The following is a 25008-nucleotide window of genomic DNA, read 5'->3' as shown; positions in this document are numbered from 1 at the left end:
GAGGGCGGCGTTGCTCCATCCGCGTGAACCTTCGCATTCCATTCCACTTGGCAATGAATGTCCTAAGTGGAGTGGGCAGGAGCGGGAGTCGAAAGTGGACACGGCGTTTCGCGCCACAGGACGATCGTCGCGAGCGCACCTCCCGCCGTGACCACACAGGCGGCCATCACGGCGGCGGACAGCGACACCGTGTGTGCCAGCAGCGGTCCGGCCAGTGCGCCGAGCAACGTCGCCAAGGCCTCGGCGGTCAGGAACACCGCGCTGACCCGGCCGAGAGCCTCGTTCGGCACCGCCCGCTGCAGCGCGGTCTGCGGCGTCACGAGCGTCATCGAACCGAACACGCCGATCGCGACAGCGGCGGGCACCGCAACGGCCAGCGAGGTCGAACCGAAGAGCACGAAGAACGCCACGGCGGTCGCGAACTGGCTCGCCGCGAGCAGGTGGCGTGGCCGCACCCGGTCGACCAGCCGGCGGATCAGCACGGCACCGAGCAGGAACCCGATCCCCAGCGCGGACACCACGAGCCCGATCTGTTCGCTGCCACCGGGTTTCTCGATGCCGAACGGCACGAGCAACGCGCTGAGCGAGGCGTTCGCCGCGAGGAACACCGCTGTCAGCGGTAACAACGCCCTCGCGGTCGGCAGGTCCCGCACCACCTTCCACCCGCCGGCGAGATCGACGGACCGCCTGTCCGCCGCCGGACGCGGGCCCCGTGCCGTCACCGCGATCGCAGCCGCCGAGACGAGGTAGCTCGCGATGTCGATCCAGATGAGCACCGGGAAGCCGGCGAAGGTCATGATCGCGGCGCCCAGCGGTGGCGCGACGAGCCGGACTGTGCCGTCGGCGACCGCGTTGAGCGAGTTCGCACTGCTCAAGCCACTGCCGGTACCGACGACGACCGGGACGTGGGCCTGCGCGGCCGGGCGGAACAGGACGGCGCCCGCGCTCTCGGCGACCAGCGCGGCGTAGACCAGCCAGAGCGAGTGCCCGGCGGTCGCGAACAGCATCAGCGTGACCGCCGCCGCCCGGAACAGGTCCGCGGTGATCATCACCCGGCGGCGGTCCCAGCGGTCGGTCAGGACGCCCGCGATCGGGCCGAGCAGCAACGGCGGCAGGTACTCGGCGACCAGAGTGAGACCGGTCGCGAGCAGCGAGCCGGTGAGCGTGTAGACGTGGGCCGGGATCGCGATGACCAGCAGCCACGAACCGAGCAGGCTCACCGTTCGCCCGGTCCACAACAGCCGGAAATCTCGGATCTTCACCGCTTCGAGCAACGCCCACCCCCAGGCAGTATTCTTGACAGAATAAGAGCGTCGATCGAAGTGTTCTGTCAAGATAGGAGTGCCGGTGCCGAACGAGCCCATCGGGCCGAGACTGCGCGCCCTGCGGCAGGCGTCGGGCCGCACCGTCGCCTCGGTCGCCGCCGACGCCGGGCTGTCCGTGCCCTACATCGCGAACCTCGAGAACGGCAGGGGCAACCCGACGACGAACGCACTGGGCAGGCTCGCCTCGGCCCTCGGCACGGAACTGTCGATCGAGTTCGGCTCCAGCGCGCAGCCGGCTGCCCCGGCGCCGCAGAGCGTGGTGAAACTCAGCAGGAGCAAGCGTTTCCGGGCCACGGCCACGGCCCTCGCCGAGAAGTCGGGACAGGATCCCCAGGACGTGGCCGCGCGGTTGATCAGCGCGTGCGGGCTGCTCACGGAGGCGCTCGGGCACGAGGCGGGCGAGCACGACTGGTGGCGGGTGCTCGACGCGCTGGTGCTCATCGCGGAGCACCCCGCGTGATCACTGGCTGGAGATGCTCGCGACCAGGTTGATCGTCGTGGCCAGCACACCGGTGCCGAACAGGTACGACAGCAGGGCGTGCTTCAGGGCCGTGCGACGCATCTCGCGCCCGGACAGGCTCGTGTCGGACACCTGGAACGTCATGCCGATGCTGAACGCGACGTACGCGAAGTCGCCGTAGTCCGGCGGTTCGGGCTGGTTGAAGTCGATGCCGCCGTCGGCGCCGTAGTAGTAGAGGCGGGCATAGCGCAGCGTGAAGGTCGTGTGCACGACCATCCACGAGAGCACCACGGACAGCACGCCGAGGCCGACGCGCAGCAGTTCGGAGCCACCGGTCGTGTGTGCCGCACGGGCCAGGACGAAGCCCACGGACACGAGACTCGCCAACGCTGCCACGAGCAGCACGACCTCGGCGACGCGGCGGGTGGGGTCGTTGCGGACGGCGTGCTGGGCGGTCTCCTCGGCGTCCATGGGCCAGATGACCAGCCACGCGCGGATCAGGTACACGAGGGTCGCGACGTCCCAGCCGACCAGGAGCGCGAACTCGTCGTGGCCCGCCAGTGCGACGGCGAGGCCGCTGACGAGGCCTGCCGCGATCGCGACGACGACCTTGGTGCGAGCCAGCACGAACCCGTCCGGCGGCGGACGGGACGGCAGGTCAGGCACGGAGCGCCGAGTCCAGGTCGAGGTAGAGGTCCAGGGTCTCGTTCAGCAGGGTGGCCTTCAGCGCTCGCAGCACGCTGCCCCGCGGCGACACCAGCCGCAACGCCGTGCCGCGCTCCTCACCTCGCTGGTGGTACTCGACGAGCACGGAGAGGCCGACGGACGCGAAGAACTCGACGCCGCTGAGGTCCAGCACGACGGGGACGCCCTCGGTGAACGCCTCGGACAGCTTGTCGCGCAACAGTTCCGCCGTGTACGAGTCGACCTCGCCCTCGGCGCGCAGCACCACGGCGCCGGCGACCTTCTCCGACTCGACCTTCAACAGCGCCTCGTCCATCTCACGCCTCCCAAGCCTGCGTCAGCGCCCGCTCGAACAGCTCTACCGGCTGAGCACCGGCCACGGCAAGACGTCCCGCGAGCGCCACGAACGGGACGCCGGAGACGCCGAGCTCACGGGCGCGCTGCTCGTCGGCACGCACCTCGTCGGCGTACGCGGAGGGGTCTTCGAGCACGGTCTTCACGTCGGCGGCATCGAGGCCCGCCTCCACCGTGATCTCGGTCAGCGACTCGGGCGTGAAGAGCGAACGCGCCTGCGCGAAGTTGGCGTTCAGCACGGCGTCGAGGACCTGCGGCTGGACGCCCCTCTCCCCCGCCAGGCGCAGGAGCCGGTGCACGTCGAACGTGTTGCCGACCTCGCGGTCCAGCCGGTACCCGAGGCCCTCGTCCCGCGCGAGCCGCGCGACGGACTCCTCCATCTCGGCCGCGCGCGGGCCGAACTTGGCGGCGAGCATGTCCTGCACGGACTCGACGCCGGACTTGCCGGGATCCAGTTCGAACGCGCGGTGCACCACGGTGACCTCGGCGCGGTGCTCGAAGCCGGCGAGCGCCTTGTCGAAGCGCGCCTTGCCGATGTAGCACCACGGACAGATGACGTCAGCCCAGAACTCGACCCGCATCGTTCGATCATGTCACGTCCGCCGGGCAACGTCCGCGCAGAAACGATAATCGTTGTCATGTAGGCTGCGCCCCATGGCAGCACGGGTCGTATTGGTCGCCGGATTCACCCACCACGACGTCGCGGACGAGCTCTGGCGCGCGTCCCCGGAGTCGTCGCTGGTCAGGCATGATCTGAGCAGCCTGGCCGACGGAGTCCTGCGGCGCTGGGCGGACGGCCGGCTCACCGTCTTAGAGCTCGCGCACGGGTGTGTCTCGTGCACGTTGCGACTGGACCTCATCCCGTTGCTCGAAGGGATCGACGGGCGGGTGATCGTGCAGCTCGACCCGATGCTCGAACCCGAGGCGGTCTGCTTCGCGCTGGGCGAGACCGAGGTGGAGGTCGAGGCCGTCGTCACCGTGCTCGACACCGCGACCTGGCTCGACGACGCGACCGGCGCCGACTCGCTCGCCGACCGGGGCATGCGCGCGGCCGAGGGCGACGAGCGGACCGTCGCGCAGGTCGTCGTCGGGCAGGCGGAGTTCGCGGACGCCCTGGTGCTGACCGGCCCCGCCGACCCGGTGCTCACGGCCGTGCTCGACCGCCTGACCCCTCACGCGCCCCGCCAGCTCCTCCCCGAGCTCGACGTCGTCACGCTGCTCGGCGCGATCCCCGCCACCTCCCGGCGTGGCGAGATCGACGACGGCTTCGGGTCGTTGCTGTTCGGGCGCCCGTCGCTGGAACCGGCGCACGGCGTGTCCGTCGTCCACTTCACCGACCGCCGCCCGTTCCACCCGATGCGGCTGCACGACTGCATCGACGTGCTGCTCGACGGCGTGGTGCGCGTGCGCGGCCGGGTGTGGGTGGCGAGCCAGCCCGACGACGCGCTGTGGCTCGAGTCCGCGGGAGCCGGGTTGCGGATCGGCAACCTGGGTCCCTGGGACGGCGACCGCGACCAGGAGCTCGTCGTGATCACCACGTCCGCCGACGCCGCCGGGATCACCGCGGCGCTCCGGTCCGCCCTGGTCACCGACGAGGAGCTCGGCCTGATGACCGAACTCGACTTCGCCGACCCGTTCGCCGAGTGGCACGAGGAGATGGAACTCTGACGCGCACCCCGTGACCGTGCCGTCCGGCTTCCTGGGCGCCGGCAAGACCGCACGACCACGCGACCACCCCCAGCGTGACCAGCGCCAGCGCCGGGTAGACCCAGCCGAGCGCCGCGAGGGGCCACGGTCGCGGGATCTCCCAGATGGACGGCTGCAGGTCGATCAGGATCGTGATGACGTCCGAGCAGACCGCGACCGTCCACACCGCGGCCAAGGCGAGGTTGCGCTGACCGTGGACCAGCCACAGGACCAGCGGGATCACCCACAACCAGTGGTGGCTCCACGAGATCGGCGAGACCAGCAACCCGAACAGCTGCACGGTGACCACGGCGGCCAGCGTGTCGCCGGCTCGCACGGCCGCCCGCAGGGCGAACCCCGTCAACACCGCCGACACCACCACCGCGAGCAGCCAGGGCCACGACGTCTCGACGTCGTACCCCAGCGACCGCGACAGGGCGCCGCGCAACGACTGGTTGATCACCGAGCCCACCGGCCCGACCCGGTCCGCCGCGCCGAGCAGCTCGAACCAGTAGCGCCACGAGTCCCCGGCCGACACGAGGAAACCCAGCGCGACGGTGACCGCGAAGCCCGCGACCGACCACAGCGCGGCCTTCCACCTGCGGGTGACGAGGAAGTACAGGCCGGAGATCGCCGGCGTCAGCTTCATCCCGGCGGCGACACCGACACCGAGCCCCGCCACCGCCTGCCGGACGGCGACCACCGCCGCGAACGTCCCGGCGACCAGCACCAGGTTGATCTGCCCGAAGTCGAGGGTCTTGCGGACCGGCTCGAACCACAGCGCGACGGCCGTCCACAGCAGAGCGCGGCGCTGCCACGTCCGATCGAACGGCTGCTCGGCGCGGGCGGCCAGCAGTTTCAGCGCCGTGCGCACGAGCCACCACAGGCAGAGCAGCGACAACGCCTGCTAGACGACCCGTGCGGCGATCCAGGGCAGCGCGGAGAGCGGGAGGAACACCGCCGCCGCGAACGGCGGGTAGGTGAAGGGCAGCGGGAAGTCGGCCGTGAACGGCATGTCGATCGAGTAGAGCTGGTCGCGCAGCACGTTGGGCGCGAGGCTCCAGTAGACCTGGAGATCGATCATCCCCCACTTCGCCGTCGCGGCGTGGACGGCGAGCGACAGGCACAGCACCAGCGGCGCGAACCTCAGGACACGCTGTTCGAGCACCGGTTCCTCCAGCCAGTCGTGCATCAAGCCTAGGTCGAAAAGCTGGTGTGGAAGTCCGCGGGGTGTCTCCGCACAGCCGGTTTGAGGACCAGCAGCCCCAACGCCACGAGGGCCAGCCACACGTAGGTGTCGAACTCGTGCAGCCGTGTGACGAACACCAGGAACACGGCGGCGAAGGCGGGCCAGGCGTTGCCGCGCAGGCCGAGGAACACCAGCACCGGCACGCACCACACCCAGTGGTGCAGCCAGGAGACCGGTGAGGCCAGCAGCCCCGCACCCGCGATGACGAACAGCGCCACGAGATCGTCGCGGGTGCGCCGGGCGACGACAAGAGCCCCTGTCACCACAACGGCGGCGAGCACCGCCCACAGCGCGGTTTCGACACCGGGAGCGAGGCCGAACCCGCGCAGCAGACCGCGCATCGACTGGTTCGTGGACAGCGACATGTCACCGATGCGGTCGGGGTTCAGCAGCGAGTGGAGCCAGTACCGCAGCGAATCCCGAGGCGCGACGAGGAATCCCACCGCGACGAGGCCCGCGAACGTGGCCGTCGAGGTGATCGCGGCCCGCCAGTCGCGTTTGGCGACGAAGTACAGCACGAAGATCGCGGGCGTCAGTTTGATCGCCGCCGCCACGCCGATCAGCACGCCACGCCACCGCTCGTCCTTGACCACCAGGACGTCCATCACGACCAGGGCCATCAGGAACAGGTTGATCTGGCCGTAGCCGTAGGTCGTCCACACCGGGTCCAGTGCCAGCGCGCCGATCGCGGCGAGCGGACCGGCCGTCCACTTGAGACCGGGCCGGACCTTCCCCGCCACCACCACGCACACCGCGGTCAGCGCGACGAAACCGGACGCGACCACCAGCAGGTTCTGCCACGCGCCCGGCACGAAGCTCAAGCCGCTGAACAGCATCGCCGCGAACGGCGGGTACGTGAACGGCAGCTGGGGGTCGAGCGGCGGGCCGGTGAACCCGGCGTACAGCGGACGGCCCTCGAGCCAGGCGAGGCCGCCGAGCCGGTACACGTCGAGGTCGATCGGGTAGTGGCCGGACCAGGTGACCAGCAGCCACACCAGGGCGGCCAGCCAGAGCGCAGCAGACAGCCGCTGGGAAGAAGCTATGGACACACTTCGAAGCTATGTACGGCGAATGCTGTGCACCTTGCTGAACAACCAGCAGAAACACCGGAAGAAGTATCGCGGTGAAGCAGCTCCGACCCTGCGCCGCGCGTCTACCAGGAGGCATGATGCGCAGGAACGAAGAGGGGGCGCGCAGTGAGCACGACCGCGTTCGGGGACTTCCTCCGGTTCTACCGGTCGCGAGTTCCGCTGACACAGGAGGAACTGGCGGACCGCACCGGCCTGAGCACGCGCGCGATCAGCGACATGGAACGCGGCCGCACGCTCAGCCCGCAGTACCGCACCGTCCAGCTGCTGATCGGCGGCCTCGGGTTGCGCGACGAGGAGGCGGCGGAGTTCACCGCGCTGGCCAGGGCCAGCCGGGTGGTCGCGGCCGAGGAACGCCCCGAGGTTCCGCTCGCGACGTCCAGCTCGCTGCCGCCGGTGCTCATCGAGCTGACGGGCCGCGACACCGAGAAGGAGCTGCTGGACGGGTTCGCGGCGGACGCGTCCTCGTCCTCGCGACTGCAGATCGCGGTGGTGCACGGCGCCCCGGGCTCCGGCAAGACCGCGCTGGCCGTCGACGCGGGCCACCGCCTGGGCGCGGGGTTCACCGACGGCTGCGTGTTCCTCGACCTCTGCGGCACCGACCCGGAACCCCTTACCCCCGGCCAGGCCGCGCACCGGCTCCTGCGTTCGTTCGGAGTGGACGAACGCCAGATCCCCGCCGACCCGGACGACAAGCTCTCGCTCCACCGCTCCCAGCTGCGCGACCGGACGGTGTTGCTGGTGCTGGACAACGCGGCGAACGAGGCGCAGGTCCGCCCGCTGCTCGCCTCCAGCCCCGGCACCCTGATCCTGCTGACCAGCCGCCGCACCCTGACCGGCCTCGACGCGAGACACCGCCTGCCCCTGGAACTGCTGCCCCCGCACCGTTCCGTGGAGCTGCTGCGCGCCGTGACGGGTCCCGAACGGCTGGACGCCGAACCGGAAGCGGCCGAGCGGGTGGCCGAGCTGTGCGGCGGCATGCCGCTGGCGTTGCTGATAGCGGGCAACCGCCTGACGAGCAGGCCACAGTGGACGATCCGGCACCTGGCGGACCAACTCGAGGACGAGGAACGCCGCCTCTCCGTCCTGCGCGCGGGCGACCTGCAGGTGCGGGCGGCGTTCGAGATCTCCTACCACCAGCTCAGCCCGAACGCCGCCACCCTGTTCCGCAGACTGGCGCTCGTACCGAGCCCCGAGGCCGGCGCCGCGCTGGCGGCCGCGCTGACCTGCGACGCCGAGGAGGCGCTGGAGGAACTGGCCGACGTCTCGCTGCTGGGCATCAGCGAGACACCGGGCCGGTACACCCGCCACGACCTGCTGCACGTCTTCGCCGCCGAACGCCTGGAGCTCGACGACACCCCGGCCGCCGTCGACCAAGCGCGCACCCGCCTGCGCCACTGGCTCCTCGACACCGCCACCAGGGCCGCCCGGTTCTTCGACCACGACGTCCCCGCCGCGCGAACGGGCCCGGTGCACGACAAGGACTCCGCCGCGCGCTGGCTGGAACTCGAACTGGAGAACTGGCGCTCCGCAACGAAAGAGGCCTTGGCAGCCGACGAGCACGACCGCGTTCTCGCACTGGCGCAGGCGATGCACTGGTACTCGGACATGCACGGCGTGGGCGAACTCTGGCGCGAGGTGTTCCAGGCCGGCGCCGACGCGGCCCGGCACCTGGGCAACGCCAGGGCCGCGGCCGAACAGCTGAACTACCTCTCGTGGTCGCTCTACGCGTTGTCCGGGCGGCCCCACGAGGCCCTGGCCGTGCACGAGCAAGCCGCCGCGATACCGACCGGCACGATCACCGAGGCGTGGACCTGCTACTACGGCTCGGCGATCCGGCGCCGCATCGGCGAACCGCAGACCGCGGTGTCGCTGGGCCACCGTTCCGTCGCCCTGTTCGAACAGGCGGGGTACCGCATCGGCGAGAACCTGGCCCTGTCCCTGCTGGGCCTCATGCTGCACACGACCGGTGCCCTCGCCGAGGCCGCCGAGGTGCAGCAGCGCAGCGTGGACCAGCACCGCAAAGCGGACGGCGACGACGAACTGCTGTCGATGATGCTGATCCGCCTCGCGACGACCCTGGCCGCCGCGGGTCAGGTGATCGCCGCCCTCGACCTGTTCGACGAGGCGGAGTCGTTGTTCCGCAGGCACTCCAACACCGCCGGAACGGCTCGCGTGCAACACCAGCGCGGGCTGGTGCTCGTGGACGCGGGCCGGTTCGGCGAGGCGCGGGAGCAACTGCTGGCGGCGTTGTCCGAGGTGCGGCTGTCCGATCAGCGCGTCGAGGTCCTGGACCGGCTCGCCGCACTCGCCGACGCCGCCGGGGACGCGGCGGAGGCCCGTGAGTTCCGGGTGCGGGCGCTGGCGGAGTGCGACCGCTACGACACACCGGCGGTGCGCGTCACGGCGGCGAGACTGGTGGCGGCGCTGAGCTGAGTCCGGTAGGGCGCTTCACCCTCCACCTCGTCGTGCCCGCTGGAGCGTCATCCGATGCGGCGCAGGAGGTCCGCGACTCGTTCTTCGCCGAGCCGGTAACCGGAACGCGCGTGCAACGCCCGAGCCTCCTCAGCACGTGCACGAGCGTCCTCCACCCGTTCCTCCGCGAGATCGACCTCGGCGAGCACGCGCAAGCTCTCCCCCTCGATCAACCGGTGCCCGGTCCCCCGGCTGACCTCCAGCGCCTCCGCGGCCAGCACCCGCGCGGACGCGCACTGCCCGTGCCGCAACTCCAGCGCTGCCAACGAGATCAGCGCGTCACACCGGCCGCGCTGGTGCGACGACGCGAGCGCCAGCTCCAACGCGGTCCGCAGCTCGTTGCGCGCCGCGTCGTCGTAGCCGAGCAGGAGGTGGGTGCTGCCGAGCACGTGCCACGCGCTGATCTGCGTGCGCCGCATGCCCAGGCGCGTCGCGATCTCCAGCGCCTCGCGCGCGGTGTCCAGGGCGAGGTCGTACTTCTCCAGGTCGCGGTAGGCACCGGAGAGGTTGGCGAGGTTGCCGGCCTCCTCGGCCGGTTCGGCGAACTCGCGGCACAGCGCGAGACCGGTCTCGTAGTGCTCGATCGCCCGTTCCAGGTGGCCCAGTGCCTGGCAGGAACGGCCCGCGTGCGTCTCGCCCAGCAGCACTCCGAAGCGGATGCCCTTCCGCCGCGACACCGCGATCGCCTCGGTGTGCAGGTCGTAGGCCTGGCGCAGCTCGCCGAGCTCCCAGTACGCGTCGCCGAGCACGAGCGAGCCGTCGGTGGGGCGGCCGTCCTGGCGCCACAGCTCGCGGGCCCGCTGGTAGTAGTCGGCGCAGTCGCGCGGGCGGCCCATCGAGATCGACGTCCGGCCCAGCGCGCACAGCACCACGCGGTAGAACTCGCTGTGTCCCAGCGTTTCGGCGGCGGTCAGGGCCATGCCCAGGAACGTCAGCGACTGCTCGTAGTCGCAGGCGCACCAGTGCGCGTCGCCGATGATCCGCAGCGCGTGCGCCTCGGCGAGCAGGTCGCCGGTGCGGCGGGCGGCGTCCAGGACGGCGGTGCCGGTGGTCAGCCAGACCGAGTCCATGCGGTGGCGCTCGAACTGCGGGTGCAGCGCGATCAGCAGTTGCACGGCGAGGCGGGTGTGGCCGGCGGACGCGGCGGCGTGGGTGGTGGCGACCAGGTTCTCGGTCTCCACGTCGATCCACGTGTTCGCGATGACGTCGTCGATGAACGTGGTGTGGCGGTAGTCCTCGGCCAGGACGTGCCGGTACGTGCGCGGGTCGACGCGTTCGCCGGCGTTCAGCAAGGTCAGTGCGAAGTGGCCCCACAGGCGTTCGGTCGCGGCCTCCCGTTCGGTGTCGGCCAGGCGTGCCGCGTGCAGGCGCAGGAGGTCGTGGAACGTGTAGCGGCCCGGCTCGCGCTCGTCCACCAGGTGCGCGGCGGTGAGCAGGTGCAGGCAGCGCTCGGTCTCGGCCGGGTCCAGCGCCGTCAGCGCGGCGATCGCGTCCGCGGTCAGGTCGCGGCCCGGCATGTGCCCCATCAGGCGGAACACCCGGCGCGCGGCGGGTTCGAGCGCCTCGTAGGACAGGTCGAACGCCGCCCCCACCGCCGTGTCGGGGTCGCCGGGCGTGGCCAGCGAGGCGAGCCTGTCGCCGGACCGCAACGCGGCCACGTACCCGCTGATCGTGCGGCCGCCGAGCAGGTGGGCCGCCGCGATCCGCAACGCCAGGGGCAGCCCCGCGCACAGCTCCACGAGCTCCGCGACGGCGCCGGGTTCCGCCGCGACCCGCTGCTCCCCCAGCACGTGGGCGAGCAGCGCCCGTGCCGCCTCCGGGCTCAGCTGCTCCAGCTGGATCCGCCGGGCGCCGTCCCGCGCGACCAGGCCGTCGAGCCGATATCTGCTGGTCACGAGCACGAGACACCCTGGAGAGCCCGGCAGCAGTGGCCGGACCTGACGAGCGTCGACCGCGTCGTCCAGCACCACCAGCACGCGCCGGTCGGCCAGCAGCGTGCGGTAGGTGGCGGCGGCGGTCTCGACGTCGGCGGGGATCTCGGCGCGGTCCAGCCCCAGGCCCACGAGCAGGTGCCCCAACGCTTCGAGCGGCGTCACCGGGGCGCCGCCGCCGTGCCCGCGCAGGTTCAGGAACAGCTGACCGTCCGGGAACCGCGACCGGGACAGGTGGGCCCAGTGCACGGCCAGCGTCGTCTTGCCGATGCCGGCCATGCCCGCGATCGCGGAGACGACCACGGCGTTCGGCTCGTGCGCGAGCAACGCGTCCATGGTCAGCAGAACGCCCTCACGGCCCGTGAAGCCCTGCACGCTCGCCGGCAGCTGGGCGGCGACGACCTGGCCGGACGGTTCGGGGTCGGGCCGGGGCACCGACGGGCGGGACGCGGCGGTGACCAGGCCGGACTGCTCCTCCGCGCCCAGCCGCAACGCCCTGGCCAGCCGTGTGACGGTCTCGCGGTGGGGGTACCGGCGGACGCCGCGTTCGAGCGCGCCGATCGCCTGAGCACTGATCCCGGCCTGCTCGGCGAGCGCTTCCTGGGTCAGCGCCGCGGCCAGCCGGTGGTGGCGCAGCAACGCGCCGAAAGACCCGTCCACACAGCCCTCCCCTGCACCAACTGTATCGGTGAGTTGTGCGGGTTGTCGCTGTCGCCGCCGCCGTTCGGGCTAAAGAATGAGTTCCAGATCAGGTGGCCGGGACACGGGTCCGGGGGGACCGGCCACCCACCGGGAGGGCCGGTTGCCGCGACGGGGGCGGCAACCGGCCTTCTACTTCGTCGACCCCGCCAGGACGCCCTGCACGAAGTACTTCTGGAACACCAGGAACACCGCGAGCGGCACGATCATCGACAGGAACGCGCCCGTGGAGAGCATGTCGATGTTGGTGCCGAACTGCCGCAGCTGGGCCCGCAGCGCCACCGTGATCGGCGCCGAGTCCTGGTCCGCGAACACCAGCGCGACGAGCAGGTCGTTCCAGACCCAGAGGAACTGGAAGATCGTCAGCGAGGCGATCGCGGGCTTCGCCACCGGCAGGATCACCCGCTTGAAGATCACCCACTCCGTCGAGCCGTCCATCCGCGCGGCCTCGATCAGGTCGCGCGGGATGCCCGCGAAGAAGTTGCGCAGCAGGAAGATGGCGAACGGCAGGCCGAACGCGACGTGGAACAGCACCACGCCGGTGATCGTGCCGAACAGCCCCAGCGCCCCGAACAGCTTCGCCACCGGGATCAGCGCGACCTGGATCGGCATCACCAGCAGCCCCACCACGACGACGGTCAGCGTCTCGCGGCCCGGGAACTCGATCCACGCCAGGGCGTACGAGGCCAGGGACGCCATCACGACGACCAGAACCGTTGCGGGAACGGCGATGTAGAAGGTGTTGAGGAACGACTGCCACACCGCGTGGTTCGAGACCAGCTCGGCGTAGTTCGCGAGCGTCAGCTCGGCGGGCTTGGTGAAGATCGTCCACCAGCCGCTCGCGGTGTTGGCCGACTCGTCGCGCAACGACGCGATCAGCAGGCCGAACACCGGCACCAGCCAGAACACCGCCACCAGGGCGAGCACCACCTGCACGACACCGTTGCCGAGCCGGCCCACGAGCCGCGTCAGCACCCCCCGCCTGGGCGTGCCCGAGACGGGCACGTCGATGCGGACCTCTTCGGCCACCAGGGTCATGACCGCTCCCGTCGGAATCGGCGGATGTTGAACAGCATCGCCGGGGCCACCAGCAGGAACAGGATCACCGCGAGCGCGCTGCCGGCCCCCTGGTCCCCGCCCGTGCCGAAGGACACCTGCCACATCTGCAGGGCCAGCACGTTGGCCTCGGACTGCACCGAACCCGGCGCGATGACGAACACCAGCTCGAAGATCTTCAGCACGTTGATCACGAGTGTCACGAACACCACCAGCAGCACGGGTGAGAGCAGCGGGACGGTGACGCGCTGGAACACCTGCCACTCGGTCGCGCCGTCGACGCGCGCGGCCTCCAGGGCGTCGCGCGGGATCGCCGAGAGGCCCGCCGCGATGAACGTGATCGCGAACCCGGTCATGATCCAGATCCAGGACGAGATGATCACCGGGGTGATCAGCGACGCCCCGAGCCAGGTCAGGCCGCGGAACGGCAGCGTGAAGTTGTCCTCCGGCAGCCGCACGGTCACGTCCGCGGTGCCCAGGTCGGGGAACGTGAACCTGCCGTCGTCGCCGGTCGTGGTGCGGGCGACGACCTGCCCGTCCCGCACCGCCTCCACGGCGATGCCGGGCATGCCGCGCTCGGTCGGGTCGACCGTGCCCGCCTTGCCGCCGACCGACACGTCGAGCCAGATGACCCCGCGCAGCTCCTCGGTGCCCGCGGCCGGAGGAGAGGCCGGCAGCGCCTGCGGCGGCAGGTCCTGCGGCGGGTACCCGATGAGCGGCAACGTGATCGTGTCGCCCGCCTTCGCCGGCCTGATCCCGGCGTAGCCCGCATCCGTTGCGGCGTAACCGTCACGAGGCCGTGCGTTGGGGTACTTCGAGGCCGGGCTGAACACGTCGTGCACGCCGACCACGACCGCGTTCACGACGCCCTGGTCCGGCGACTGCTCGTACACGAGCCGGAAGATGATGCCCGAGGCGAACAGCGAGATCGCCATGGGCATGAACAACACCAGCCGGAACGCCGTCGCCCACCTGATCCGTTCGGTCAGCACCGCGAGGACCAGCCCGATGCCGGTGACGGCCGCCGGGGCGACCACCACCCAGATCACGTTGTTGCGGAACGCGGTCAGCGTCCGCGAGTCGGTGAACGTGTCGACGTAGTTGTCCACGCCGACGAACTCGTCCCCCGACGCATCGAAGAAGCTGCGGATCAGCGAGAACACCAGCGGGTACAGGACCAGCGCGGCCAGCACCACCAGTGCGGGGAGCAGGAACGGGATCGCCTGCCGGGGCGAGCGCCCCGGCGCGGCGTCCACGTTCGGGCTGCGAAGCCTCATTTTCCGTAGGCCTTGGCGGCGTTGGCTTCCAGGCGCGCCATGATGCCGTCGACGTTCTTCGGGTCGGCCAGGAAGTCCTGCAGGTCCTTCCACTCCCCCGCGCCCTTCGTGCCACCGAACGCGGCCGGCGCGAGGTCGGACATGTCGAAGCGGACGTTGTCCCCGGCGTCGACGATCCGCTTCGCGAGCTCCTGCGTCACGTCGTCGGGGTAGGAGGTCTCCGGGATGTCCTTGTTGGGCGAGAGGAATCCACCGAGCTCGGCCCACACCTTGCCGGACTCGGGCGAGGCCAGGAACTTCATCAGCGCGGTGGTCGCCGCGTCGTCCTTGAACTGCACGGCCATGTCACCACCGGCGACCACGGCGTCCTTGCTGCCCGCGACGGACGGGAACGGGAAGAACTTGGCGTCCTGCCCGACCTTCGCCTTGGTGTTCGTGGTGATGACGCTCGCGACGAAGTCCGCCTCGAAGACCATCGCGGCCGTGGAGGGCTCGCCGAAGACGTTGATCACGGACTTCGGGAACTCGGTCTGCAGCGCGCCGCCCGCGATCAGCGTCGGGTCGCCCCAGAGCTTCGCCAGCTCCTCCAGCGCCTTCTTCACGCTGGGGTCGGTCCACGGGATCTCGTGCTTCGCGAGCTTGTCGTAGTTGTCCGGGCCCGCGGTGCGCAGGTAGACGTTCTCGAACCAGTCGGTGAGCGTCCAGCCGTCCGCGCCGCCGACCGACACCGGGGCGAGGCCCGTCTCGGAGATCGTCCTGCTGACCTTGATCAGGTCGTCCCACGTGGCCGGCGGAGTGGCGCCGACCTGCTGGAAGGCCTTCTCGCTGTACCAGAACGCGGACTTGTTGGCAGTCTTGAAGGTGAAGCCGTAGAGCTTGCCGTCGAAGGTGCCGAGCTTCTTCCACACGGCCGCGTTGTGGTCGGTGACGGCCTTCTCGACGTCGGCGTTCACCGGCTTGAGCGCGCCGGCCTTCGCGAACTGCTCGACGAGGCCGGGCTGGGCGATCAGCGCGACGTTCGGCGGTGTGCCGCCCGAGATCCTGGTCTGTACCACCGTCGGCAGTTCGTCACCGGCGGGCGTGTACTTGACCACGGCCTTCGTCTTGTCGGAGAACACCTTGAGCACCTGTTCGAAGCTCTTCTGCTCGTCACCGGTCCACGGGCCGACGACCTCGATGGTCTGGCCCGGGAACTCCTCGGAGGTGCCCGTCCCCGCGGCGCCCCCGGTGCAGGCGGTGGCCAGGGTGGTCAACGCGAGCAGCGCGATCCATTGCTTCCTCATCGAAGCGCTCCTACTTCCAGATCGAGGACCCGGTGGCCGGGTCGAAGAAGTGCAGCCGGGACGTGTCCACCCAGGCAGCGACGGGTTGTCCTTCGTAGATGCGGGTGCGCGGGCTGAACCGTCCGACGAGGACGGTCCCCTTGTCCTTGACGCCGGGCAGGTCGTCGGTGCCGGCGTCCTTCGCGAGCTCACGGGTGTCGTCGGTGACGACCGGCGGGACGTCGACCGGGAAGTGCACGAGGACGTCCGAGCCCATGGCCTCGACCAGATCCGCGACCGAATGGAGGATCTCGCCCTCACGTGCGTCGGCGAGGGCCGTGTCCTCCATGTCCTCCGGGCGGATGCCGACCACGACGTCACGGCCGACGTACTGCTTGAGCGCGGGCCGTTGCTGCAGCACGGACTCCGGCAGCAGCAACGCGTCGGAGTTGAGCGAGACCCAGAAGCGGCCGTCGTTCTCGTCGAGCTTCGCGGACACCAGGTTCATGCCCGGCGACCCGATGAACCCGGCGACGAACAGGTTGACCGGCCGGTCGTAGAGCTCCTGGGGCGGCCCGACCTGCTGCAGCACACCGCGCCGCATGACGGCCACGCGGTCCCCGAGCGTCATGGCCTCGGTCTGGTCGTGCGTGACGTACACGGTCGTCACGCCGATCTCGCGCTGGATGCGGGCGATCTGCGCTCGCATCTGCACGCGCAGCTTGGCGTCCAGATTGGACAGCGGCTCGTCCATCAGGAACGCCTGCGGGGCCCGCACGATCGCCCGGCCCATCGCGACGCGCTGGCGTTGCCCGCCGGAGAGGTTGCGGGGCAGGCGACCGAGGTGCTCGGTCAGTTCGAGGACGCCGGCCACCTCGCGGACGCGGTGGTCGATCTCCTTCTTCGCGAGCTTGCGCAGCGTGAGGCCGAACGCGATGTTGTCGTACACGTTGAGGTGCGGGTAGAGCGCGTACGACTGGAACACCATCGCAACATCGCGGTCGCGGGACGGCACCTCGTTGACGACCTTCTCACCGATGTGGATCGTGCCCTCGGTGATCTGCTCGAGCCCGGCGATCATCCGCAGCGCCGTCGTCTTGCCGCAGCCCGACGGGCCCACGAGCACCAGGAACTCGCCGTCGCGGATCTCCAGGTTGAGATCGGTGACCGCACGGGTGCCGTCACCGTAGGCCTTGCCCAGCCCCGTCAGAACGACTTCTGCCACGCCAACTCCCTGGTCCGGTGTGACTGCAGACCGTAGGCCCGCCATCCCTAAGGGAGATTTAAGGACGAAACACGATCTCGATAAGCTCGTGACACCTCTCCCAAACGACGGGTTCGCTGCTTACGCTGCGTGTATGTCGAAGGTGCTGGTGGTCGAGGACGACCCGGTGGTCCAGGCGGCGCTCGTGCACGCGCTGACCGACCTCGGGCACGTCGTGCAGGCCGTCGGCACCGCCGTCGCCGCCCTGCGCGAGGCGGGCACTTCCGAGCTGGACCTGGTGATCCTCGACCTGGGACTGCCTGATCTGGACGGCGTCGCGGCGCTGCGGATGCTGCGCGGGGTGAGCAACGTGCCGGTCATCGTGGCGACCGCGCGGGGTGCCGAGGCCTCGGTCGTGAGCACGCTCAACGCGGGTGCGGACGACTACATCGTGAAACCGTTCTCGTCCGAACACCTGGCCGCGCGGATCAACGCGCTGCTGCGCCGCACGGGTGGTTCCGCGATTCCATCCGAGGTGGTGGAACTGGGCGAGTTGCGCATCGACCTCGCCCAGCGCGCGGCGACTCTCGGCGACTCGGCTCTCGCACTGAGCCGGCGGGAGTTCGACCTGCTGGCCTATCTCGCGCAACGGCCGGGGCGCGTGATCTCGCGGCGTGAGCTCATCCAGGCCGTGTGGGGCAATCCGTACGTCGGTGACGACAAGACGATCGACGTCCACGCGTCGTGGCTGCGGCGCAAGCTCGGCGAGACCGCGGCGCATCCCCGTTACCTGCACACGGTCCGGGGCGTCGGGTTCAAGCTGGCGGCGCCCGAATGAGAGCGGTGATCACCCGCGCCCTGCTGCTCGCCGCCGGGCTGGTCGCCCTGGTTTTCGTGGCCACGTCAGGGTTCCTGCTCCACTCGCACGCCGAGGACGAGGCCGCCGAGGCCGATCGGCGGGACGCGGCCGTCGTCGCCGCGGTGCTGGCGGTGACCCCGGACGCCGACGCGGTCCGGGGAACGATCGCGCGGACGGCCGCCGGCGCCGAGGGCCGGTTGTCGGTCGTGCTGCGCACCGGCGCACGCCTCGGGGCCGGAGGAGGCGCGCCGGTGGTCTCCGTCGACGGGGCCGTGGTCTCGGTGGTGCCCGGCGCGGTGCGGTTCCCGTTCCTCACCGTGCTCCTGGTGGCCGGTATCGCGCTCGTGGCGTTGGGGGCGGCGGTGTGGTTGGGGCACAGGCCTTTCACGCCGGTGCTGGCGGCGTTGCGGGACCTGGTGTCGTCGGTCGGGCGGCGGGTGCGGTTGCGCGGGCCCCGTGAGCTGGAGGCGCTGGCCGAGTCGATCGACGAGGCCTCGTCGCGGACGTCGCAGCTGCTCGCGAAGGAACGCGAGATGATCGCGGACGTGTCGCACCGGCTGCGGACCCCCCTGGCGGCCCTCCGGCTGGACGCCGACGCGGTGGGGTCGGGTCCCGTGGCCGACCGGATCCGCAGCGCCGTCAGCACGCTGGGCCACGACGTCGACCGGATCATCCAGTCCCTGCAACCGGCCGAGGGCGAGGCACCCGGCACGTGCGACGTGGCGTCGGTCGTGGAGACGCGGATGGCGTTCTGGTCGGCCCACGCCGCCGACCAGGGCCGGGAGTGCGAGATCGACGTGGGCGAGCCGTGCTGGGTGCCGTTGTCACCCGACGCGCTGGGTGCCGTGGTGGACACGTTGCTGGAGAACGTCTTCCGGCACACGCCTCCCGCCGCACCGGTCGGGGTGTCGGTGGTGCGGCACGCGGGCTGGGTGACGCTGGTCGTCGAGGACGGCGGCACCGGTCTCGCCGACCCGTCGTCGGCGCTGCACCGCGGCAGCAGCGGCGGCGGGTCGACCGGGCTGGGCCTCGACATCGCCCGTGCCGCCGCGGAGGCCACCGGAGGCACCATCCACCTCGAACGCGGCCGGCTGGGCGGCGCGCGGGTGCGGTTGCGGTTCGGGGAGGCCGACAGCCACCACGAGCCGGCGAGCCCTCGCGCGTGGCGGCTGTGGCACGGTCACCCCTGAGTCAGACCGCGTCGACCTTGAACGGGTCGTGGTCGGTCAGCAACTTGTCCAGCCGCGCCCTGTCCACCCGGCTGGTGATGTAGGTGTCCTCCTGGCGGTCCCTGAGCACCTTGGCCAGCGTGAACGCCGAGGTGACGGTGTAGAGCATCGCGATGCCCAGGAACGCGCGGACCCACCCGTCCACGGGCAGGAACACGACTCCGATGCCGACCGCGGTCAGCGAGAGCGCGAACGAGAGGACCGCCTGCACGTAGAACGCGGCGGTCGTCGGTGTGTGCGAGGGCGCGGAAGAGGTCATGATCCGAGAGTCCTGGGCCGCACCCGCACTTGTCATGAGTACGGTTACTCATGTGCTGGTCACGGTTCGTCCAGCAGCCGGGCACAGCGGATCAGGCCTGGGTGCGGGCAGGCCTGCGGGTGGTGACGCTCGGATCGACCGACGTGGCATGCGCTTTCCTGCAGTGGCTGCACCGGGTTCTCGCCACCGTCGCGAGCCCGGAGGAGCTGACCCCGCTCTACATCGTGCACGGCACCGCTGGCACAAACCCGACCCACGGCATCTGGTAGGCACGGCACGTGCCGCGCCACCGCGTCCATTCGCGCGTGATGTGCTGGCAGACGGTGGATCGCGCCATCGCACTCGCCGAATGCATCGGCCGTCCGGCCGATCCCTCCTGGCACCGGTTGCGTGCCACGATCGCCGCCGACGTGCCCACCCACGGCTGGAACCCCGACGTGCGCGCGTTCACCGCCTCCAGTCCTCAGTGGACGGTGGGGCGCCCCAGCGCAGTTCGAGGACCACCGGCGGGGTGAGCACCGCCGTGGCCGTGCCGCCGGAGATCCGCCAGTCCACACCGGGGGAACGCAGTTCGATCGGCGTCCCCGCGACGCGCAGGCCGTCCGGGACCGGTTCCAACTGGACAACGTTCTGGCCAAAATCGGGACGCGGCGCGAATTCGACCACCGCGGGCACCCGCCCTTCGACCGAACGCACCAGTCCGCCGCTCAAGCTGTCGGTCACCTGAAGCCCTGTCCAGCGCGTTCGCACGGACATCGTGCCGGGTGCGTACTGTTGGCCCAACGGCAGCTGGTTCCTTTGGGGACGCACCGAAAAATGCCCGTCGCCACCGAGCAGGGAGGCGAACAGGGCGGGCGAGTCGGGTGCCGGCTGGCACAGCCAGGTCACGTCCGCATCCGGTGTGACCAGGGCGAAGGCGCGGCGGTCGGAGAGCAGGCTGTGCCGTTCGATCGGCACGGCCGCGCGCACCGGAACCAGCTGGGTCAGGAAATCCACGCAGGTAACGCAAGTAGGCGCTAGGGCCATCAGTCCCGTGTTGGGCAGAACTTACGCGCGTCCTAAACCTCTTTTATTACATCAGGTTCGGATGCGTGGATTGTTCGCGTTGAGTCATGTCGATAGGGTCCGCGTATCACCACAGGGCATCACGTTAAGAGGGCTTTCTTTGATCGGGCAGCGTGGACGACCGCCGTCGGATGCCGACCTGATCGATGCCGTCAGAGACGGCAGGGTCGAGGAGTACGGCAAGCTCTACGAACGGCACGTTCGCTCGGCGAACATCCTGGCGATGCAGCTGTCCTCGTCGTCCTCGGACGCCGACGACCTGGTGGCGGAGGCGTTCGCCAAGGTTCTCGCCGCGCTGCGCGGAGGCGGCGGTCCCGGCCCGTCGTTCCGGCCGTACCTCCTGACGGCGGTGCGGCACGCGGCGTACGACCGCACCCGCAAGGAGAAGCGGATCGAACTCGCCGGTGACATCGACGAGGTTCCGGGTGCCACCAAGGCGACCAGCGTGCCGTTCCGCGACAAGGCGGTCGAGGACCTGGACCAGACGCTGGCCGCGACGGCGTTCGCGACGCTGCCCGAACGGTGGCAGACGGTCCTGTGGCACACCGCGATCGAGGGCCAGTCCCCCGGCGAGATCGCACCGCTGCTGGGTCTGACCGCGAACGGCGTCTCCGCGATGGCGTTCCGTGCGCGCGAGGGCCTGCGCAAGGCGTTCCTGCAGGCACACGTCAACCAGGAGCCGGCGGAGAAGTGCCGTGCCACGGTGACGAAGCTCGGCGCGTGGACCCGTGGCGGCCTCAAGGGACGCGACGCGATCCACATCGACGAGCACATGGACAACTGCGCCGAGTGCCGCAAGCTCGCCAGCGAACTGTCCGACGTCAACGGCGCGCTGCGCGGCCTCGTCGCCCCGATCGTGCTCGGCACGGGCACCGCCGGGTACCTCGCCGCCGCCGCGACCGCGGGCAAGGGCGCCGCGGTGGGCATCAGCCTGACTTCGTGGCTAGGTGTCGCCGCCTCGGCCGCCGCCGTGGTCGTGGTCGCCGCGTCCGGTGTCGTCAGCTCGGACGGCGGCTCGGCCGCCACCACGATCCCGGGCGGCGCCCCGGAGACCAGCACGAGCGTCTCGGACGGGGTCACCCAGACCGGTCAGCCCAGTCAGCCCGGCTCCAGCCAGACCTCCGGCACCGCGGCGGCCGGTACCTCCGCGGGCTCGGCCGCGCCCGGCGCCGGCACGAGCGGGCCCGGCGCACCGGTGGTGACGACGACGAGCGACACGGTCGCTCCCTCGGCGGCGAAGCTCTCGGGGTCGGCCCCCGGCAGCATCGCGATGACGACCGAGGGCCCGGCGAACGAGATGAACATCAGCATCACCAACAACGGCGACGCCCCGACCACGCTGCCGGCGCTGACGCTCACGATGCCGGACAAGATCAAGACCGTCGGGCCGGGCAAGACCTCGGCCGGGATGGTCGGATGCCCGGCAGGCAAGGGCACCATCACGTGCGAGGGCGGGCAGACGCTCGCTCCCGGCCAGACCATCATCTACCGCGCACGGCTGCAGGCCGGTTCCAAGGCCGGGGACGGGATCATCACCGGCGTGGCGGGGCCGGTGCGGGTGAGCATCTCCATCACGATCTCGTGACCACTCAGTCCACTTCGGACAGCGGAATCGGCGCGGGGACCGCACCATGAGCGGGTGGAGGAGCTCACGGCGGCGCTGACCGGGCTGGAAGCGCCGTTCCGCACGCTCGTCGACGACTCGGAGTGGGCGCACGCGAGCGTCGAGGGGCTGGTGCTCGACCTCGGCACCTGGTGGTCAGCCGACGCCGGGACGCGGCTGCAGCCCCAGGTGACGTTCAGCGACGCGCTCAGCGAGGCGGGCCGCCACAACCGCGGGGTGTACGTCGAGGGCTACCTGTGGACGGACGGGCAGGCCGTCGCGGCCGGGTGGTGCGGGCTCGGTGGCGCGGTCGTCTACGGGCCCCGCGCGGAGGCCTACCTGGGGGTCGCGTTGTCGCCCCACTTCTGCCGCCGGATCCAGCAGCGCAACGGCACAGCCGCGGTGCTCATGAGCAAGCACCCGCGGCTGTTGCCGTTGCTGCGGGACGGGCTGCCGCGGGGTGCGGTGCTGCCCGGCGGGAGGCCCGGTCCCCGCTCAGCCGGCGCCTAGGGCGGCGAACCTCTCGTCCGCCTCCTCCTGGTGCCGGGCGGCCTCGGCGGGATCCGTGACGGCGCGGGCGAGGTGCTTGTGCGCGTTCGCGGCCTCACGCCGGTCGTCGATCCGTTCGGCCAGGTCGAGCGCCTCACGCAACGGAGCGATGGCCTCGTCCGGACGTCCGGCGGCGATCAGCACGTCGCCGAGGTAGTTGAGCACCACGGTCTCCGTCGTCACGTCACCGATCGCGCGCACGGCCGCCAACGCCGATTCCAGCGCCTCCAACGCTTCGGAGTGCCGGCCCATCGCGTGCAGGATCATGCCGAGCGCGCTCTGGGTGTCCGCCTCGTCGCGGCGGCTGCCCATCTCGCGCATCAACGCGAGCGCCGACGTGCACGCCTGCAGCGCCTCGTCGTACCGGCCGAGCGCGCTGTAGATGTTGCTGACGTTGCTCATCGCCTGCGACTCGAGGTGCCGGTCACCGAGCTGACGTGCCACGGTGATGGCCTGTTCGAGCAGGTCAGCGGCTTCGGCGTGGCGGCCGAGGGTCCGGTAGACCAGCGAGAGGTTGTTCAGCGTGCCCGCCACGCCCTGCAGGTCGCCCAGTTCGCGGAGCATCTCGATCGCACGCTCGTTGTAGTGGATGGCCCTCGGGTACTGCGCGGTCTGCCAGAACACCATCGCGTAGTTCTTCGTGGTGATGGCGAGCGCGACCGGCTCGTCCTTCGCGGCCTCCAGCGCCAGCTCGTTGATCGTGGCCCAGTCGCGCGTGTGGCCGCGCACCATGCAGAAGAACGTCAACGCGCGTGCGAGCTGCCACGTGTGTGTGCGCCAGTCGCCGTCGAGTGACAACGCCACGGCGGCCACGAGCGTCTGGCGTTCGGTCTCCAGCCACTCGACCGCGTGGTCGTAGTCGCGCAGCACCAGCCGCGACGCCGGCCGGTAGGTGATGTCGACCTCGTACTTGCGCGCGGCGGGCGACATCAGCCGCGTCGCCTGGTTCGCCGTGTCCAGGAAGTGGTCGAGCAACCTGGTCAGCGGCGCGCGGCTGGAGTCCACCTTGGACTGCGCGTACTGCCGGAGCAGGTCGTGCATCCGGTAGCGGCCGAGCGTCGTCGACTCGAGCAGGTGCACGTCGACGAGGTCTTCGAGCATCGCGTCGCTCTCGAACAGGTCGAGCTCGCCCAGCGCCGCGGCCTGGTCGACGTCGAAGTCCGTGCCGTGGTGCAGGCCCAGCAGGCCGAAGAGCCGCTGGTGACCGGCGGGAAGCTGACTGAACGACAGTGCGAACACCGCGTCCAGTTCGGATAATCGTCCCTCGCGCAACCGCGTCGCGAGGTGGGCGGTGGTCCACGTGGGACGGCTGCGGAGTCGTCCGGCGGCCAGGCGCACGGCCAGCGGCAGCCGTCCGCACAGCGCGACGACCTCGCGGGCCGCCTCGTCCGTGCCGCGGTCGTCACCGACGATCGTGGCGAACAGCTGCAGCGCCTCCGCCTCGGACAGCACGTCCAGCGTGAGCGTGGACGTACCCTCCAGTTCGACCAGCCGCGCGCGTGACGTGACCAGCACCAACGAGCCAGGCACGCCTGGCAGCAGCGGCCGTACCTGGTCGGCGCTCACCGCGTTGTCGAGCACGACCAGCAACCTGCGCCGGGACAGTTCGGCCCGCCACAGGGCGGCTCGTTCGTCCAGGCTCACAGGGATCTCTTCGAGTCCGAGCGCGCGCAACAGCACGTCGAGCGCGTCTGTCGGTTCCACGGGCGCACGACCCGCGGTGTGCGCGTGCAGGTCGATGAACAGCTGACCGTCCGGGTACTCCAGGCGGTGCGCCAGGTGCACGGCGAGCGTCGTCTTGCCGACGCCCGGCATGCCGTCGATCGCGGAGATCACGACGGCCGCCTTGCCGGTGACGGCCCTGGTCAGGCGGTCGATCTCGGCGGTGCGGCCGGTGAAGTCCGCGACGTCGCGCGGCAGCGTGTTCAGGACCAGCCGCGGCTGGTCTCCGCGCAGCAGCCGGGCGTGCAGCTCGCGCAGTTCGCCGCCCGGATCGGTGCCGAGCTCGTCGGCGAGCAGCACCCGCACGTCCTCGAACGCCTGCAGCGCCTCGGCCGACCGGTTGGCCCGTTGCAACGCGTGCATGAGCTGCAGCCACAGCTGTTCCCGCAACGGGAACTGCTTCGTCAGCCGCCGCAGCTCGGCGATCAGCCGCTCGCCCTGGCCCAGCTCGATCGACAGCCGCGCGTGCTGCTCGGCGACGGTGAGCCGCCGTTCCTGCAGCAACGTGAGCTCGGCTTCGAGCCGCGGCCCCACGGTGAGGCCGTCGAGCGCCGGGCCACGCCACAACGCCAGCGCGTCCGCGTACTTCGCGACCGCCGCCCGGTGATCACCCTGTTCCAGAGCTCCGTCGCCGGCCGCGCACAGCTCCTCGAAGACGCCGACGTCGACCTCTCCGTCCGGCACCTTCAGCCGGTAGCCGCCGGGAACCGTGACGAGGTCGTCCAGCACGAGCTTGCGCAGGGCGGCGACGTACGTCCGGATGTTCGATTCAGGAGCCGCCGGTGGAGATTCCCACACCGCCTCGCTCAGATGTTCAAAACTGACAGTTTTGTTGGCATGCAGTGCCAACGCCGCGAGCAGTGCCCTTTGCCGGGGCCCGCCCAGCCGCAGTTCCACGCCCCCACGCCAAATCTGCAGCGGCCCAAGAAGCCGATACCGCACTAGCCCTCCTCGGGGGGCATGGTGCCAGAA

At 70.7% G+C, this 25008-nt stretch carries 23 protein-coding genes; 8 read left to right on the top strand and 15 right to left on the bottom strand.

Annotation, left to right across the window (positions count from 1 at the left end; genetic code table 11):
• Positions 1-62 precede the first annotated feature (62 nt).
• Complete coding sequence (locus IEY88_RS01310; protein WP_189152691.1) at positions 63-1262, bottom strand: MFS transporter; 1200 nt, start codon at positions 1260-1262, stop codon at positions 63-65.
• A gap of 85 nt (positions 1263-1347) precedes the next feature.
• On the opposite strand from IEY88_RS01310, the gene IEY88_RS01305 reads away from it, so the two are divergent.
• On the top strand, positions 1348-1785 hold the full coding sequence (locus tag IEY88_RS01305; RefSeq protein ID WP_189152690.1) for a helix-turn-helix domain-containing protein: 438 nt from the start codon (positions 1348-1350) through the stop codon (positions 1783-1785).
• On the opposite strand, the gene IEY88_RS01300 is transcribed toward IEY88_RS01305, so the two are convergent.
• The 3 genes from IEY88_RS01300 to IEY88_RS01290 are packed head-to-tail and all read right to left on the bottom strand — an operon-like array spanning position 1786 to position 3404.
• Entirely contained in the window at positions 1786-2451 is a 666-nt protein-coding gene (locus IEY88_RS01300) for a DUF1345 domain-containing protein (protein WP_229692983.1), read from the bottom strand.
• Complete coding sequence (locus IEY88_RS01295) at positions 2444-2785, bottom strand: STAS domain-containing protein (RefSeq protein ID WP_189152689.1); 342 nt, start codon at positions 2783-2785, stop codon at positions 2444-2446. Before IEY88_RS01295 ends, IEY88_RS01300 begins: the two co-directional genes overlap by 8 nt.
• Before the next feature lies 1 nt (position 2786).
• Complete coding sequence (locus IEY88_RS01290; RefSeq protein WP_189152688.1) at positions 2787-3404, bottom strand: DsbA family oxidoreductase; 618 nt, start codon at positions 3402-3404, stop codon at positions 2787-2789.
• Between the two features lie 73 nt (positions 3405-3477).
• Between IEY88_RS01290 and IEY88_RS01285 the strand changes: the two genes are divergently transcribed.
• The gene (locus tag IEY88_RS01285) at positions 3478-4491 is read left to right on the top strand and encodes a GTP-binding protein (protein WP_189152687.1); all 1014 of its coding nucleotides are present in this window, start codon (positions 3478-3480) and stop codon (positions 4489-4491) included.
• Here the strand turns inward: IEY88_RS01285 and IEY88_RS01280 are convergent.
• Genes IEY88_RS01280 through IEY88_RS01270 form a run of 3 tightly spaced genes read right to left on the bottom strand, consistent with a single transcriptional unit; the run spans position 4409 to position 6807 of the window.
• A complete protein-coding gene (locus IEY88_RS01280) occupies positions 4409-5410 on the bottom strand; it encodes a glycosyltransferase 87 family protein (protein WP_268241201.1) in 1002 nt (333 codons plus the stop codon). The two genes, IEY88_RS01285 and IEY88_RS01280, sit on opposite strands and share 83 nt — an antisense overlap.
• A gap of 6 nt (positions 5411-5416) precedes the next feature.
• Positions 5417-5701, bottom strand: coding sequence for a glycosyltransferase family protein (locus IEY88_RS01275; protein WP_189152685.1), 285 nt, complete (start codon positions 5699-5701; stop codon positions 5417-5419).
• A gap of 5 nt (positions 5702-5706) precedes the next feature.
• Positions 5707-6807, bottom strand: coding sequence for a glycosyltransferase 87 family protein (locus tag IEY88_RS01270; RefSeq protein WP_189152684.1), 1101 nt, complete (start codon positions 6805-6807; stop codon positions 5707-5709).
• Between the two features lie 147 nt (positions 6808-6954).
• On the opposite strand from IEY88_RS01270, the gene IEY88_RS01265 reads away from it, so the two are divergent.
• Complete coding sequence (locus IEY88_RS01265; protein ID WP_189152683.1) at positions 6955-9282, top strand: helix-turn-helix domain-containing protein; 2328 nt, start codon at positions 6955-6957, stop codon at positions 9280-9282.
• 47 nt (positions 9283-9329) lie between these two features.
• Here IEY88_RS01265 and IEY88_RS01260 read toward each other — a convergent pair whose 3' ends face one another.
• The 5 genes from IEY88_RS01260 to IEY88_RS01240 all read right to left on the bottom strand — a co-directional run bounded on the left by IEY88_RS01260 (position 9330) and on the right by IEY88_RS01240 (position 16771).
• Complete coding sequence (locus IEY88_RS01260; RefSeq protein ID WP_189152682.1) at positions 9330-11912, bottom strand: ATP-binding protein; 2583 nt, start codon at positions 11910-11912, stop codon at positions 9330-9332.
• A gap of 171 nt (positions 11913-12083) precedes the next feature.
• Positions 12084-12989, bottom strand: a complete 906-nt coding sequence (locus IEY88_RS01255; RefSeq protein WP_189152681.1) for a carbohydrate ABC transporter permease — start codon at positions 12987-12989, stop codon at positions 12084-12086.
• Positions 12986-14284 carry an ABC transporter permease subunit gene (locus IEY88_RS01250; RefSeq protein ID WP_189152680.1) on the bottom strand — a complete coding sequence of 433 codons (1299 nt, stop codon included), beginning with the start codon at positions 14282-14284 and terminating at the stop codon, positions 12986-12988. Before IEY88_RS01250 ends, IEY88_RS01255 begins: the two co-directional genes overlap by 4 nt.
• Positions 14281-15567: an ABC transporter substrate-binding protein gene (locus tag IEY88_RS01245; protein WP_189152679.1), complete on the bottom strand. Its 1287-nt coding sequence runs from the start codon at positions 15565-15567 to the stop codon at positions 14281-14283. Before IEY88_RS01245 ends, IEY88_RS01250 begins: the two co-directional genes overlap by 4 nt.
• 10 nt (positions 15568-15577) lie before the next feature.
• On the bottom strand, positions 15578-16771 hold the full coding sequence (locus IEY88_RS01240; protein ID WP_189152678.1) for an ABC transporter ATP-binding protein: 1194 nt from the start codon (positions 16769-16771) through the stop codon (positions 15578-15580).
• A gap of 133 nt (positions 16772-16904) precedes the next feature.
• On the opposite strand from IEY88_RS01240, the gene IEY88_RS01235 reads away from it, so the two are divergent.
• Positions 16905-17588: a response regulator transcription factor gene (locus IEY88_RS01235; RefSeq protein ID WP_189152677.1), complete on the top strand. Its 684-nt coding sequence runs from the start codon at positions 16905-16907 to the stop codon at positions 17586-17588.
• Positions 17585-18799, top strand: a complete 1215-nt coding sequence (locus IEY88_RS01230; RefSeq protein ID WP_189152676.1) for a sensor histidine kinase — start codon at positions 17585-17587, stop codon at positions 18797-18799. The genes IEY88_RS01235 and IEY88_RS01230 overlap by 4 nt, the downstream gene beginning before the upstream one ends.
• A gap of 1 nt (position 18800) precedes the next feature.
• Here the strand turns inward: IEY88_RS01230 and IEY88_RS01225 are convergent, their stop codons facing one another.
• Positions 18801-19097, bottom strand: a complete 297-nt coding sequence (locus tag IEY88_RS01225) for a YiaA/YiaB family inner membrane protein (RefSeq protein WP_189152675.1) — start codon at positions 19095-19097, stop codon at positions 18801-18803.
• Between the two features lie 50 nt (positions 19098-19147).
• Between IEY88_RS01225 and IEY88_RS01220 the strand changes: the two genes are divergently transcribed.
• Positions 19148-19366: a hypothetical protein gene (locus tag IEY88_RS01220; protein ID WP_189152674.1), complete on the top strand. Its 219-nt coding sequence runs from the start codon at positions 19148-19150 to the stop codon at positions 19364-19366.
• Positions 19367-19544: 178 nt separating this feature from the next.
• Here the strand turns inward: IEY88_RS01220 and IEY88_RS01215 are convergent, their stop codons facing one another.
• Positions 19545-20066 carry a trehalase-like domain-containing protein gene (locus IEY88_RS01215; RefSeq protein WP_189152673.1) on the bottom strand — a complete coding sequence of 174 codons (522 nt, stop codon included), beginning with the start codon at positions 20064-20066 and terminating at the stop codon, positions 19545-19547.
• Positions 20067-20262: 196 nt separating this feature from the next.
• Between IEY88_RS01215 and IEY88_RS01210 the strand changes: the two genes are divergently transcribed.
• Both IEY88_RS01210 and IEY88_RS01205 read left to right on the top strand, forming a co-directional pair.
• Positions 20263-21747 carry a sigma-70 family RNA polymerase sigma factor gene (locus IEY88_RS01210; RefSeq protein ID WP_189152672.1) on the top strand — a complete coding sequence of 495 codons (1485 nt, stop codon included), beginning with the start codon at positions 20263-20265 and terminating at the stop codon, positions 21745-21747.
• Positions 21748-21801: 54 nt separating this feature from the next.
• A complete protein-coding gene (locus IEY88_RS01205) occupies positions 21802-22275 on the top strand; it encodes a hypothetical protein (protein WP_189152671.1) in 474 nt (157 codons plus the stop codon).
• Here IEY88_RS01205 and IEY88_RS01200 read toward each other — a convergent pair.
• Positions 22261-24933 carry an AfsR/SARP family transcriptional regulator gene (locus tag IEY88_RS01200; protein ID WP_189152670.1) on the bottom strand — a complete coding sequence of 891 codons (2673 nt, stop codon included), beginning with the start codon at positions 24931-24933 and terminating at the stop codon, positions 22261-22263. The genes IEY88_RS01205 and IEY88_RS01200 overlap by 15 nt on opposite strands.
• Positions 24934-25008 lie beyond the last annotated feature (75 nt).

Origin of the sequence: Lentzea pudingi (assembly GCF_014646255.1) — a bacterium.
Lineage (GTDB): Bacteria > Actinomycetota > Actinomycetes > Mycobacteriales > Pseudonocardiaceae > Lentzea > Lentzea pudingi.
This window is presented reverse-complemented; position numbering and strand designations above follow the sequence as displayed.

Excerpts from the sequence above, each read along its gene's own strand:
- IEY88_RS01230 (WP_189152676.1), top strand. The coding sequence starts at position 17,585 with ATGAGAGCGGTGATCACCCGCGCCCTGCTGCTCGCCGCCGGGCTGGTC.
- IEY88_RS01225 (WP_189152675.1), bottom strand. The coding sequence starts at position 19,097 with ATGACCTCTTCCGCGCCCTCGCACACACCGACGACCGCCGCGTTCTAC.
- IEY88_RS01255 (WP_189152681.1), bottom strand. The coding sequence starts at position 12,989 with ATGACCCTGGTGGCCGAAGAGGTCCGCATCGACGTGCCCGTCTCGGGC.
- IEY88_RS01290 (WP_189152688.1), bottom strand. The coding sequence starts at position 3,404 with ATGCGGGTCGAGTTCTGGGCTGACGTCATCTGTCCGTGGTGCTACATC.
- IEY88_RS01285 (WP_189152687.1), top strand. The coding sequence starts at position 3,478 with ATGGCAGCACGGGTCGTATTGGTCGCCGGATTCACCCACCACGACGTC.
- IEY88_RS01220 (WP_189152674.1), top strand. The coding sequence starts at position 19,148 with ATGTGCTGGTCACGGTTCGTCCAGCAGCCGGGCACAGCGGATCAGGCC.
- IEY88_RS01235 (WP_189152677.1), top strand. The coding sequence starts at position 16,905 with ATGTCGAAGGTGCTGGTGGTCGAGGACGACCCGGTGGTCCAGGCGGCG.
- IEY88_RS01250 (WP_189152680.1), bottom strand. The coding sequence starts at position 14,284 with ATGAGGCTTCGCAGCCCGAACGTGGACGCCGCGCCGGGGCGCTCGCCC.
- IEY88_RS01245 (WP_189152679.1), bottom strand. The coding sequence starts at position 15,567 with ATGAGGAAGCAATGGATCGCGCTGCTCGCGTTGACCACCCTGGCCACC.
- IEY88_RS01275 (WP_189152685.1), bottom strand. The coding sequence starts at position 5,701 with ATGCACGACTGGCTGGAGGAACCGGTGCTCGAACAGCGTGTCCTGAGG.
- IEY88_RS01295 (WP_189152689.1), bottom strand. The coding sequence starts at position 2,785 with ATGGACGAGGCGCTGTTGAAGGTCGAGTCGGAGAAGGTCGCCGGCGCC.